At 66.0% G+C, this 13,524-nt stretch carries 8 protein-coding genes; 1 reads left to right on the top strand and 7 read right to left on the bottom strand.

The genetic code is table 11. From position 1 onward, the window contains the following. Nucleotides 1-96: 96 nt before the first annotated feature. The 7 genes from KY501_RS50620 to KY501_RS50590 form a co-directional block, all read right to left on the bottom strand. Complete coding sequence (locus tag KY501_RS50620) at nucleotides 97-1,650, bottom strand: hypothetical protein (RefSeq protein WP_224372783.1); 1,554 nt, start codon at nucleotides 1,648-1,650, stop codon at nucleotides 97-99. A gap of 731 nt (nucleotides 1,651-2,381) precedes the next feature. Next, nucleotides 2,382-2,924, bottom strand: a complete 543-nt coding sequence (locus KY501_RS50615) for a hypothetical protein (protein ID WP_224372782.1) — start codon at nucleotides 2,922-2,924, stop codon at nucleotides 2,382-2,384. A 21-nt stretch (nucleotides 2,925-2,945) separates the two neighbouring features. Beyond that, a complete protein-coding gene (locus tag KY501_RS50610; RefSeq protein ID WP_224372781.1) occupies nucleotides 2,946-4,304 on the bottom strand; it encodes a c-type cytochrome domain-containing protein in 1,359 nt (452 codons plus the stop codon). A gap of 8 nt (nucleotides 4,305-4,312) precedes the next feature. Further along, nucleotides 4,313-5,722 carry a DUF1501 domain-containing protein gene (locus KY501_RS50605; RefSeq protein ID WP_224372780.1) on the bottom strand — a complete coding sequence of 470 codons (1,410 nt, stop codon included), beginning with the start codon at nucleotides 5,720-5,722 and terminating at the stop codon, nucleotides 4,313-4,315. Nucleotides 5,723-5,740: 18 nt separating this feature from the next. Further along, nucleotides 5,741-7,540, bottom strand: a complete 1,800-nt coding sequence (locus tag KY501_RS50600; RefSeq protein WP_224372779.1) for a hypothetical protein — start codon at nucleotides 7,538-7,540, stop codon at nucleotides 5,741-5,743. Nucleotides 7,541-7,570: 30 nt separating this feature from the next. Beyond that, complete coding sequence (locus tag KY501_RS50595) at nucleotides 7,571-8,269, bottom strand: hypothetical protein (protein ID WP_224372778.1); 699 nt, start codon at nucleotides 8,267-8,269, stop codon at nucleotides 7,571-7,573. Nucleotides 8,270-8,431: 162 nt separating this feature from the next. Further along, nucleotides 8,432-8,977 carry a hypothetical protein gene (locus tag KY501_RS50590; protein WP_224372777.1) on the bottom strand — a complete coding sequence of 182 codons (546 nt, stop codon included), beginning with the start codon at nucleotides 8,975-8,977 and terminating at the stop codon, nucleotides 8,432-8,434. 212 nt (nucleotides 8,978-9,189) lie between these two features. On the opposite strand from KY501_RS50590, the gene KY501_RS50585 reads away from it, so the two are divergent. Further along, complete coding sequence (locus KY501_RS50585; protein ID WP_224372776.1) at nucleotides 9,190-13,521, top strand: pilus assembly protein; 4,332 nt, start codon at nucleotides 9,190-9,192, stop codon at nucleotides 13,519-13,521. The last annotated feature ends 3 nt before the right edge of the window (nucleotides 13,522-13,524 follow it).

Genomic DNA, 13,524 nt, shown 5'->3' with positions numbered 1-13,524 from the left:
TCTCAACTCCTTCGTTCCTTCAATCGTCCGTCCCATGCATCCTCCCGCCAGCCATTCGACTGGGCAGGGCACGGTACGGACCTTCTCCAGGTCAGATCACGCACGCTTGCCGAAGGGACACCCTTCATACGTCCCCACGGACAGGCGCAAGCTGTACAGTTTGCGGTGCGCTGCCACTTCGAGGAGGGTGCGCAGACTTCCTCCCGCGAACGACAAGGGGCTATCAGCTGCCTCAGCGAGCCCGTCTTCCAGGGAGTTCTCCCCAGCAACATCCGCAGTTGGCTCGAAAGTCTCTCCGTCCGAGGGCAGGCGTTCCTCCTGGGTCTCGCCTTCCTCAAACGGGTACTCCTCTTCCGCGCGATCCTCAGTTACCCGTGCCAAGAAGACCGACTCTGCGCCCCCTACTAAAAGTCCCTCCGAAAGCACCCGGGGTACCCACTTTAGCCAGACACCATCAATTAGAAGACGGCCCGCCGCATCCACCTCCGGTACGGCTGCAGCGACGGACAACGGCAGAACTGAGCCATCCTCGCAAACGAGTTCGAGGACCAACGTCAAATGCCTCACCCAGCTAGTACCCTGCTCAAAGGCAACGCGAGGACAGTTCGCATCTCCAAGGGTATATCCTCGGTAGCGGAGAAGCCCCTGCTTACACGCCATGCCGAAAGGGAAGGACTCGCGTAACGCCCGCTCCAGGCCCCATGCGAACCGTCTATGCCCCGGCTGGATCTCCTCCTGGAGGAAGGCGCGCCGCTCATGAGCAGGAAGCTCATTCCACGTCACCCCAGGTGGAGCCTCCATCGGATTCAGGGGCAGTGAGGCCCACTGGCGCGATAATTCCACTGGGGACGTCGCGAGCGCCTCCTCGGACCGTCTCAACATCGCTGCGCCGTCCTCTCCTCCGGTGGGCCGCAACAACTCCAGGCGCCGTACCCACAGTGCGAGGTTGTCCTGTCCCTCGTCCCCCCAAAGGAACCCTAATAACGAGCGCGTACGCTGCACGAGGTTGCTGGCGTCCTTCGTAGCACGGTAGACAAATCGGCAGGAATTCCATCCCGGAGCAATAGCCACGACAAGCCCATAGGGATGCCGCCGAAAGATGGGCTGGAAAATATTGGGCCAATGATAGGGAAAGGGAAGTTCGACCAGGGAGATCACGAAATCGCCATGACGCGCAAGGGTCCGAAGGCGCCGTAGGGTCGCGGTGGAATCCAGCCGCAGCGTCTCGTCCACCGCGTAGGCCTCATAACGCAGATGCTCGACGAACAGCTGGGTCAGGATCGCAGCCGCCGAGTTCCCATCGCCACACTGCGAGAGTTCTTCTAAGAGCGCCAGCATCTGCCGCCCCCGAGGAACAGCGTCCACCCAGGCCGCAAGATTCTCAAGAGGACTCCATGAGCGAACCTCCACGGGTTCAATCTGCCTCGGAGCTGTGACAGGCACTGAAGGGGCGGGAGCGCTTGGGATCCGGTTCACCAAGGCCGCAACCTGCGCAACGTCTGTGGGCCCCAAACCCTTCCAGTTCCGCGCCTCGAACCGCAGCCTGAGGGCACGAGCATCCTCGCGCAGGGATGACTCTTCCAGAATCGCGAGCAACTGCTGCACGAGGACCACATTGGGGTCGCTCAACTCGATCATCTTCGAGAGCATAGATGGGGTGACGCGCCTGAGCACTACCCGTATGGCCATGCCCACCCTTTTTCAGTTCCCTCTTGCCTTCACTCCCATTGAGCTAGATTTTGACTGGACATCGCAAAGCTGAACACCCGTCCTTTGAATGGCTCTAATCTCGCAGAGACTCATCTCGGATGTCGCCGAAGACGCTGAAGCCATCCGCATCTACGAGCACCAGTACACCGAACAGCTCGCCTCGCTGTTCTATACAGAGTGCTCTCCGTCATGAATTCCACACCCCAATCTGTACCAGCGTTAGATTGGTTCCTGTGATCGCAGGGCTGAAGGCCCAGGATTTTGATGCCGAAAGGGAGATGCTCACCTCCTCCTTTGGCACGTGACTGGCCGCAGTCATGATGCGCAAAACGGACGGCAACTGGGTGCCTCGACTCAACCCCGACGCGCTCTGCCATCATCGGCAAGAGATAGGGAGTGGCTGCCCTTCCGCAGTCCCCACACACTCTCAGCAGGCCGCTCTCGATTTCTGTTCTTCTTATAGGCTGCGCACCGCAATCTCAGTGGCTAAGCGCGCGGACACCCCTTTCGTCATCTCAAGGGGCTGATGTTCCGTGGATTGTGTTGGACAGGCCTCCGTTCCGGTTGCCCTCGGCGTCAACTGGTATTCTGGTCATACCAGTTCGGTCCGAACCCGCCGACGGCGGGCCACTGCTTCAAGTTGCGTTGCGCCTTGAACGCGGCCTGCTCACTCAAGTGGGCTCCGCTTCGGGCCCGGAGCGGAGTGAGAAGCGGGATGAGCTCCCCATGACGTCGAGGTGGACGAGCCCCTCCTTCACATGGAACGACCAGGGAGGCTCCACGAAGGTGTCCCAGAGCTTCCGTCCCGTGGTGTCCCAGGCCGCCAGGGAAAGCTCCGCGGACATGAGCACGACGTCGCCGTGCCTGCTCCACCCCCAGAAGCCGACGTCCACGCGCTCCTCCCACAGCTTCATGGGCGGACTCACCGTGTAGGCCCCAGCCCAGTCCCCCGCGCCAACAAAGAGGACGCCCGTCTCTTCAACGAATGCCACTCCCGGCTGGAATCCAGACTCTGGCCCCGGGCTGTAGGAGCGTCCCACCTCGAGAACGCGTCGGCCATCATCCGCGCGCTCCACAACGAGGCGCATCCGAGAGGCATCGATGTGCTCCTCTCCTCCCGAGTCGAGCAACAGCGCCCCCGCATTGACTCGATGAGCAGCCGCTCTGGCGGGATCCCAGTGAAGGACATACCCGCTGACCGCGAACGAGAACATGCATCTCTCCCGCGCGCGCCCTCAGTCGTTGAGCGCGCCCGCGAGGATCCACGTCTGGATGCTGTCGAGCTGATCCTGCGGCAGCGAGCGGCTCCCGCTGCCCAGCGGATCCAACGGCATCCGGCTGCCCGAGATGCTCCCGTCTCCCGCCAGCTTCAGCCACAGGTAGCTCTTCTCCGGACGACCCGGATCGATGAGCTTCAACTGCGGGTTCCCAAACGCGAAGCCCTGCAGCCGTGTCCACGCCCCGTCCGAGAGCAGATCCAACCCCGCCTGCGGACTGGAGCCTCCATGGCACCCTCCGCAGCTCGACTGGAGGATCGGCCACACGCGGTCCGCCCAGTGCACTCCCGCTCCCACCAGGCTCAGCGCCTCCGGGTTCGCGATGTACGAGCACCCCGCGTAGTTGATCGACGAGGAGAGGTTCCACTCCTTCGCGTTCGGATCCAAACCCTCGATGAAGCACATCAGCGCCAGCATGTCCGTTACCGACGGCGGCTGGTTCGCCAACGGCATGCGCGTGCCCGGAATCGGGTCGCCCTGCATGTGCCCTCGCAGCCGAGCCACCAGGTAGCTCTCCTCCGGCTTGCCCGGGTTGAGCAGCGGCACCGACTTGCCATCCCGCGCCCCAAAGTTGCCGTTGCGGTTCTGGTCGCCCTGCACGATGCCGACCTTCTGCAGCGCCTCCATGTCCTCGGCCTGGTAGTCGTGCACCTCGCCGTAGAGGTGACGCCCGTCGTCCAGCACCCACCAGCGCGTGTTGTACGTGAAGATGGAGAGCTGCTCCACCGCGCCCTGCGCGTTGATGAAGTTGCGCAGGAACGTCCCCGTCCCCCAGTACGCACGGCCGTGCTCCAGCGGCACTACGTCCCTCACGTGCAGGTGGAAGCCCGCCGCGTCCGACGGCGGCGTCTCGTTGTCCCCGTACTCCACGTACGCGCCAACGACCACCTCGTACCAGCCGATCTCGATCTCCTTGAACTTCTGCTCGGTCATCATGAAGCGATCGCCCAGCCGCTCGCACCGGTCGAACACCGAGCCGAACGTCCCGGGCTGCAGGTTGCACGGCGCGTTGATGGCGCTCGCGAACGTGCCCGTCGTATGCAGGTCCGGGTATTCCTTCTGGTTGTGGCACACCCCGTTCGTCGGGCCACACGTGCGCAGGATGACCTTGCGCTGCAGGTCCACGCCCGTGGGCATGCGCATCTGCGCATCCAGCACGAACGGATCCGAGCCCGTGTAAGTCGTCGACGGGTTCGGCGTACCCACGTCGGGCCGCTCGGGCTCGAAGGGGATGCTGCCCGAGGGCGGCTTGTACGTCTCGGCATCGCCACAGCCCAGCACGAGCGCGGCGAGCACCATGGCTATCGTCGATCGCATCGAGCGCCTCACGAGAAGATGTCCTGAATGGGGTTGTCCGCCGGGAAGACGGTGGTGTGGTCCGCGCCCAGCACGTCCATCATCGTCTTGAGCACCGAGCGGTAGGTGTACACGGCGCCCATCGCCTTCAGGTCCGACGCGCGCGTCTCACCCAGCCGCTTCCCGCCCTTGCCCGCCTGGTCGATGATTCCACCCATCATCGGCATGGACATCCACCGCGTGGCCAGATCGCTCGAGTGGTCGCTGCCACCGGCCGAGTTGAACTTGCCGCCGTTCGTCGTCCGGCCGAACTCGCTGCCCATCACCACCAGCGTCTTGCTCCAGTAGTCCCCGCCCTTGGGGTGCTGCATGCGCTTGAGCGCCGTGCGCAGGCCGCTGATCAGCCGGTTGGCCTTCTCGATTTCATCCGGGAGGCTGTCGTCCTCGTTGGAGTGGTAGTCGTAGAAGCCCTGGTTGAGGAACACCGCCGGGCAGCCGAAGTGGAACAGCCGCAGCCCCAGCACCACCTGACGGCCGGTGGTGTCATCCCCCAGCATCGTCACCAGGTCCTTGTTGCTGATGCCGTCCACCGCATCCGTGGAGTTCGCGTTCACCCGGAGGATGGGGTCCCGGAAGATGCGGCCGTAGGCCCGCGTGGCCTCGCGAGTACCCTGGTACGCCTCCACACCCGAGCGCACGCCCTGGTGCAGCCGCGCCCGGAAGCGCGTGTCCAGGTTGCCGGCGATCTTCGCCGCCCAGTCCGGCACGCTCGAGTCCGGATCGAACGCGAACCGCTCGAAGCCACTGCCGTCCAGCACCGGAGGCCGGTAGCCCGCGTAGACGTCCGCGCCCAGCGCCATGCCCGCCTCGCCCAGGCTGAAGGCCGGCAGCAGCGTCTGCCCCTGCGCCGCCGCCTGCGCCACCTTCTCGCGCAACCCGTAGTTCAGGTACGTGAGGAAGCTGGTGGTGCCTCCCACGTAGCCCGTGAGGAAGCGCTCCAGCCCCGTGCCGTGGTTGCCGTCCGCGCGCGCGGAGAACGGCTCGTGGTCCACGCACGGCAGCACGCAGATCTCATTGGAGAAGGCGGACACCTTCTGCATCCCCAGGTCCACCAGGGGCTCGCCCGCCGTGCCCTCCAGCCAGCTGGCGCGGTCCATCAGCGCGCTCACGCCCCAGTCGGTGCCCGGGGCCCTCGAGCTGGAGCGGCCAAAGGGGTTGAACTCGTCCGCCACATCCGCGTTGAAGGCGGTGGTGAAGCGGAAGCCGCCGCCGAGGCGGATATAGATGAGGTGCTCCACCGTGCCGAACGCGGTCGTCGCGGCGTGAGCCGTGCGCGGCAACCACAGGGTCGGCAAGGCCGAGGCCGAGGCAGCTGCCCCCAGGCCCTTGAGCAGCCCGCGGCGGCCGAACGTGAATGGCTTCTTCGTGTCGTCGGACATGGGCAATGGCTCCGTGACTCAGTAGAAGAGACGCTCCGCGCTGGACAGCAGCGCGAAGCACAGCGGACGGGCGAACTGCTCCACGTTGCACCCCGTCGAAGCGCACTGCGTACCCGCCTCGCGCGCCTCCGCGATTTCCTCGCTCGTGGGAGAGCGGCCCAGCAGCGTGCGGTACTGCTGCGTGGCGATCTGCTCGGCCAGGTCCCCCGTCAGCGCGCGGCCTCCCTCCATCCCCCCCGGCACCAGCTTGCTCAGGGGCGCGCCGTTGAGCTTCGCGTCCATCGACGGGTTGCACAGGTCTCCCACGAAGGCCAGCTGCGTTCCCGTGGTGAGGATGCTCACCACGTGGAAGCGCCCGCCAACGATGTTCTCCGGGCACCCGCCCAGCGTGCGCGCCAGGTTCGCGTAGGTCTCGTTGATCTGACCCTTGTCGTCGATCTGCCACCGCGAGGTCTGCAGCACCCGGTACGAGGCGATGTTGCCGTTGCGCAGCAGGTTCTCCGGCTGGCTGATGCGGTGATCACACGCGCTGGTGGCATAGCCCGTGTTGCGCGCCATGGAGTCGATCCACACCTCCGCGTCCATCTGCTTGAGCGGCCCGTACGTCCACCGGTACGAGGTGGGCGTGGGACCGACCGAGGACTGGAGGTACGCGGCCGACGTCAGCACCGCGTAGTGCACGGAGCGGATGTCACCCTGGTGGTCCAGCAGGTAGCGCACCAGCTCGGCGCGGACCTCCGGAACCTTGGGAGACAGCTCGTAGCCCAGGTACTGCTGGAGCACCTCGTCCACCGCGTGCTCCCAGAAGGGAATCTCCTGCGACAGCACCCGCCCCGGCGTCTCCAGCTGCGCCCACTCGTCCACGCTGAGCAGGCCGTTCCACATCGTCAGCTGGTTGATGGTGCGATCCATCGCGGCGCGCACATCCGGGATGAAGACCAGCTCGTGGTAGCCCCACAGCACGCTGGTGCACTCGCCCTTCTTCACCGGATCCACTTCCTTGTTGTCCTTCGTCAGGCAGCGGAAGCGCAGGTACGCGTCCGGCATGCGGCCCAACTGAGGGTGGTCGTAGTAGCCCGAGTGCCACAGCCCATAGAGCCGGGACATGTCCGCCCGCTCGTACTCGAAGGGCGGCCGGCCCAGGAAGAGCTCGAACAGCGCATCCACCTTGTCTCCCGCGTCCGCGTGGCGGCGCGTGAGCACCGGGTGCGCGCTCACCACCGCGGCGAACTGGTCGTACGCCACCTTGCCTCGGTAGAGCTTCTCCACCAGCCGATCCATGTCGTAGATGGCCTGGATGTTCACCACTTCGTTGCTGTAGAGGAACTTGTCGGCCGCGCGGCGCTGCTGGATGAGGATGAACTCCGGCGAGTCCATCAGCCGCTTCACCGTGTCGCCCCAGTCCGTGCTGCACGTGGACTCGGCCTCCTCCGCGGTGGGCACCCGGCCAATCAAATCCACGAAGAGCCGGCGGCACGCCTCGGCGAACTCGATGGGCTTGTGGTTGAGCCCCACGCCCCACAGGCTGCGGCACAGCCCGCGGTTGACGGGGTTCTGCAGGTTCGCCGCGTTGCAGTAGGCCACACACTCGCCATCGCAGTCCGGCGGGCGCGTGTCGTCCGGCGGCGTGGAGACCTGGCGCGCCGCAGGCAGCGTGTCACGTCCGCCCTCGAAGTCTCCCGAGGTGAGCGGATCGCCGTTGCCCACCAGGCCACCCGGGCCCACGGCGAGGTTCTCGGGATCAAAGGCGGGCTCGCCAGTGCAGGCGGCGCCCAGCACGAGCAAGCTGCTGAAAACCAGGGTGAGGAGACGGTTCATCCGCGACTCCCGTGGGGGGTGAGGCCCTCGTCAGAGGGCGAATTCAATACCGAGCGTCAGGCCGATGCGCAGCCCCAACGTGTTCCACGTCTTGTTGAAGGCGTTGCCCTTGATGTCCTGGTTCGTGGCGAAGAGGAACAGCCGCTCCAACTGGCCGGACACATCTCCGCGCAGCAGGATGTGGTCGCTCATCTTCCGCCGCGCGCCCACCGAGATGGCGGCCAGCCAGCCCACGCGCGGCACGCTCCACGCGGACACGCCTTGATCCTGGAGCCGGTCGATCTCCGCCTGGAACTCCTTGCCCGGCAGCAGCAGCGCCAGGCCGCCCCGCGCGCCGAACATGGCCTCCATCCTGTTCGCGATGGGCAGGCCGTACTCGCCGCTCACGAAGCCCTCGCTCAGCGTGCCGAAGCTGAAGACCCGATCTCCGCCCACACCGTAGTTGCCGTAGACGCGGATGCCGGCGCCCATGCGCGCGTGCTCGGAGACGGGCGCGGGGATCGTCAGGTACAGCGTGCCCGTCAACAGGTCGTGACTCTTGTAGTCGAAGGACTCGTCCTGGCGCGCACCGTTGATGGTCTGGTGGCCCGCCATCCGCGAGCTCTCGGTGGACAGATCCAACCCCAGACCGATACGGACGTCCGCCGCCCGAGCGGGCATGGCCAGCAGCACCAACAGGCCAACGAGGGACGCCTTCCAGGTTTCGTGAAGAGCGAGCAGGGAGCGCATGCGATTCAGGCCCGCAGCCTAAACCAGAACGCCCACGGCTCGGTGCCTGCTCGCCAGCATGTGCGAGCAGGCTAGAAAACTGCCGCCACGCCGCACCCGCATCATTAGAGAGCCCTCTCGCGGCTCAGCGAGTGGGCGCAGGTGGGCGAAGTGCGCCGCGGACTAGAAGTAGCCGCCGACGACGGTGGTGACGCTGAGGGTGGCGATGGTGTCATCGCCCAGCTGGGTGACGAGCCCCGGCCCACCGCCCACGAAGAAGTGGGGCGCCAGGTGCACGAGGAAGGGCGCGGTGAGGGAGATCTCCAGATAGGTGCGGTCCCCGAAGTAGTCGGTGTGCGCCACCGCCAGGCCCAGCTTGGGCCACACGGAGACATTGCTGTTCAGGGGGATGTTGTAGCCACCGCGCACGCCCAGGCCGACGGTGAGCGGATCGTCCCCGTCCTGGAATTGAGTGGCCAGCGTCACGAAGCCGCCCAGCGACAGGTTCTCCTTGAGGAAGTAGTCCGCCGCGGGGTTCAGGGTGATGAAGAAGTAGTCTCCCGCGCCGCTGGTGTAGCCGATGCTCCCGTACATGTCGTCGGAGATGACGACCTGGCCGGTCGAGCCGAAGCTCCCCGAATTCACGTTCACCTCTTGCGCGAGCGCCTCCACCGAGAGGAGGAGCCCAGCTGCCAGGGCGAGGACCTGCCACTTCATGTTGCGCTTCATCTCAGGCACTTCCTTTCGAATCAGATGTCCGGACTTCCCAGGACGCGGTGCGTTGTAGCGGAAGTCCCCCGGCAGAGGCACTCGCTACGTGCCTCTGTTCACCTGCGGTCAACTGGCTCCACGCACAGCCCGAACAACAAACGCTAATAGCAAATCGAGAATTCCATGTTAGAGGGCGGGGGCCTTCGAGCATCCGCATGGGGAGGGAGCGCATGATGAAGCGTCTATGTATGGGTTTGTTGCTGCTCGCCGGGGCGGGAACCGCCTTCGCGCAACTGGGAAGCAGCAGCAACAGTGCTGCATGTTGCCAGTTGACGACGTCCCTGGTGCAGGACGTGGTGAATGGCCAGGACGCTTCCGCCGAGGAGCGGATGCTGACGCCGCAGGGCATGCCCGCCAACGTCCACTTCCTCATCGACACGTCGAGCTCGATGCGGGAGCTGCCGCAGATCAGCAACGGCGGGCACATCGAGTTCTTCAACCTCACCACCAACGGCTGCACCAACCCGCGCCTGGATGCCATGCAGGCCAGCCGCGGCTGGGACGCGAACTTCCAGTACCCTCCCGCGGATCTCGGCACCGGCCTGGGCGGGGACGTGGGCTTCCCCAACCTGTTCCGGGACAACAAGTTCTACGCGTACATGTACTGGAACGACCTGACGGATCCTCCGTACCAATGGGATACGAAGGAGCAGGCCTGCCAGTCCCAGGTGCCCAACTGGAACACCACGAGAACCGCGGACTACAACCTGTGCCTCACGTGCCTGAGCACCAAGGGCTACTGGAAGCTGCCCGAGGCCTCCGCGCGTGACAACGCGCCGCTGACCAACCTGAACTTCATCCTCTGGGGCCGCTTCCTCAACTTCAACCCGCCCAAGTACGTGAGCGTCCGGGCCGCGCTCAAGCAGGTCCTCAAGAACGTGCACGGCATGCGCGTGGGAATGAGCGAGTTCGCGCCCAACTCCAACCCCTACCTCAGCACGATGCTCGCGCCGCAGAGCCCTTCGTGCGCGCAGATCCTCGCGGACCCGAACTCCTTCGACAACAACCGCGCCAGCTACATCAACACGATCAACGGCCTCACCTTCACCACGGGCACGCCGTTGGCGAAGTCGCTGCTCAACATCGGCTATTACTTCACCTCGGACGACAGCATCTACCGCACCGTCTTCAACTTCGGCACGTACTACAACTATCCCAACGAGTACCGGAACACGTCGCTCAACTCCCAGGGCCGCAGCGTGTGCTGGGGCTGCCAGAGCTCCGCGGTCATCATCCTGACAGACGGAGATCCCACCGGGGACACCATCAGCAGCACCATGGCCACCCGGCTGCGCACGATGAATGGCGGCCCCGTGTACTGCCCGGACTCCATGCCGTGCAACTCGGGGACTTCGCTCAGCACCCGCGACAAGGGTACCAACCCCACCAACGTCTCGGACGACAACCCCAACTACTACCTGGATGACGTGGCGAAGCTGCTCTACGAGCAGGACCTTCAGCACTCCACGCCGCCCGTCGTTGGAGACTTCAACACCGCCGGCAAGCAGAGTCTGGCCACCTACACCATTGGCTTCGGCATCAACAGCAACCTGCTTCGGAACACGGCGGAGGTGGGCGGCGGCCTCTACTTCACCGCCTATGACACGGAGAGCCTCCAGCAGGCGCTGCAGCAGATCCTCAGCACGTCGTCCGCCCCGCGACCGCGTGCCAGATCCATGGCCGCGGCCTCGGTGGAGAACCAGCCCCGCAATGGGAATCCCGCCTCGGTGCTCATTCCTCGCCTGAAGGCGGCCACGAACGGCACGGCGCCGTGGCAGGGCTTCCTCTACCGCTTCCAGCTCGTGCAGGAGCGGCTCGCCGGGTGCGATCCGCTCGCGCCCTACGTGGGCGACTACAACGGGGATGGGGACTGCGATGACACCGTGCTCCTGGATGCCTTGGGGGATCCGGTCACCGAGGACGCCGATGGGCAGTTCGTGAAGGCCTACTCGCCCACCACGCCCGCTGTGCCCTTCTGGGAGGCGAGCAGCGTGCTCAAGCCTTCTTCGGCCCCGACGACCCGGTGGATGTCTCGACGCATCTTCACCCTCGTCGACACGAACGGGGATGGGAGGATGGACCGCCGGGACACGCCCGTGGAGTTCACGGAGGCCAATGCCTCCCTCCTCCGCGAGTACCTGGGCATCAGCCAGAACCCCAACGGCTGCGCGGACCTGGCGGCGCGGCTGGGCCTCGTCTCGTTGAGCCCGGACGATTGCGCGAAGCTCGTCATCCGCTGGTACCGCGGCGCGGACGCCCTCAACGTGGATCCCACCCAGCGAGGGTATGACCGGCCCTTCCTGCTCCAGGACATCCTCCACTCCACGCCCATCAGCGTGGAACCTCCGGAGCCCAAGACCTCGTGCGCTGGCTCGCCGCAGTGCCTGCCGGGGCTCTTCAGCGGAGCCACGCAGTTGCAGAGCGACTACTCGGTGCCGAACCTGCCGGGGCCCGCGGATGCCTATGACAAGTACGTCCGCGAGGCCGGGGACCGGGACAAGCTCGTCCTGGTGGGCTCCAACGGTGGCATGCTCCACGCCTTCCACAACGGCCGCAGCGTGGGCACGGATGCCTCCGGGCGGCCCTATCATGACGCCGGCTCGGGCCAGGAGGTGTGGGCCTTCATCCCGCCGGACCTGCTGCCCAAGCTGCGCCCCAACCTGGACAAGCACGCCTACTTCGTGGACGGCACGCCCATGGTGCGCGACGTGTGGCTCGACGGCGCGGGCGGCCAGCCGCTGGACGGCGTGAAGCAGTGGCAGGAGTACCGCACGGTGGCGGTGGTGGGCACCGGCCGGGGCGGCGTGCACCGCTTCGCCCTGGACCTGACGCGCCTGCTGGGCACGGTACCGGGAGATACAGCCAACCTGGCGCCCAGCGCCTCGGGAGACTTCCTGTGGATGTGGCCACAGCCGTGCGATCCGCTGGCGCTCCAGGTGGGCGAGAGCTTCAGCAACTTCGCACCCCAGCCTCCACCCATCGGCCCGGTGGCCCTCACCCCGGATGCCGACGACTCCCTGCGGGCGATGTACGACTCCTATGGAGGAAGCCCCAGCACTCCGTGGATGATCAACAACACCCCCGCACGCGAGCGATGGGTGGTGGCGCTCAACGGCGGGTATGATCAGTACCAGGCGCGCGGCCGGGGCCTGGCGATGGTGGACGTCGCGAGTGGCCACACGGTGTGGAGCTTCTTCCACCAGGACGGCAAGAGCCGCTCGCAGAACCTGCGCTACTCGTTCTCCGCGGGCGTGGCGCTGGCGGACGTGGGCAGCTCATACACCTCGGGGGCGGACACGGATCAGCTCTTCGACACCGCCACGGTGGGAGACTTTGGCGGACAGCTCTGGACCGTGCGCTTCTGGCAGCCCGGCGAGTGGGACTTCGTCACCCAGCAGGTGAGCAACTGGCACGCGGCCCGCTCGTTCCGCGTGGAGAACCTGGCGGGCCGGACGGCCCACCCCGAGGCGCTGCGTGGGCCGTTCAGCACCACCGCCGCCAACGTGCTGCAGCCGGACACGGGCTTCCTGCGCACCTTCATCGGCACGGGAGATACCCAGAACCTGACGGACAAGGGCAGCACCTGCCGGCTGGGCAACCTGCGCGCCTGCGCGGAGCAGGGGTGTTCCTCGCAAGCCACCCTGGAGGTCCGTCGCGGAGGGAACCTGGTCGCGGCCTCGTCCACCGCGTACTCGAACTTCGCCCTGAGCAATGCCAGCACCTACCAGAGCTGGCCAGGCCCGTCGTGCGCCAGCGCGAACGTGCGGCTCACGTGGAACGCCTCCCCCCAGAATGGCTGCGCGATGAGCCACACGGGCGCCATCGAGTACACGTGTGACGGCAACTCGACGACGTGGAGCTGCCGCACGGTGATGAACACCTGGCAGCAGTTCAACTACACGGCACCGGGGAGCCCGGCTCCCGAGCGCTTCTATGGCCTGTGGAGCTATGGCGGCACCCCCTCGCGCTCGTTCAACACCGACGCCGAGGCGAACGCGTTCGATGCGTCGATGCTCACGGACTTCAGCCTGGTGGAAGTGGGGAACTTCCTCTCCGACGGAACGGTGGCCCAGCCCGAGCCGACCGCTTCTCCCACCGACCCGGGCTGGTACCTCACCTACGCCACCGCCAGCGAGCTGACGAGCACGGCTCCCACGGTCGTGGACGGGTGCGTGCTCTGGAACTCGTTCGAGGTGACGAACGCCGCCATCCCGTGCGCCAGCGCGGGGCCCAACACCTCGCGGCTCTACCAGGCGGACTCGGTGAGCGGGAAGGCGAGCTGCGCGCTCGGGCTCTACACACCCTCCAGTGACATGTGGTCGCGCTATCGCGCGTTCGGCACCACCCTGAACCTGCCCGCGCCCACTCCGCAGCGGCTGCAGTACGGCGGGGCGGTGCACAAGCACGCCACGCTGAGCACACTGGATGGCGCGGCACCGTTCACGGGCAGCGCCAGCGGCGGCGCCTTCGTGTCCCTGCCCGTGACGGAGGGCCCCCCGTAGGCG

The sequence above is a fragment of the Hyalangium versicolor genome (assembly GCF_020103695.1).
Classification (GTDB): Bacteria; Myxococcota; Myxococcia; order Myxococcales; family Myxococcaceae; genus Hyalangium; species Hyalangium versicolor.
This window is presented reverse-complemented; position numbering and strand designations above follow the sequence as displayed.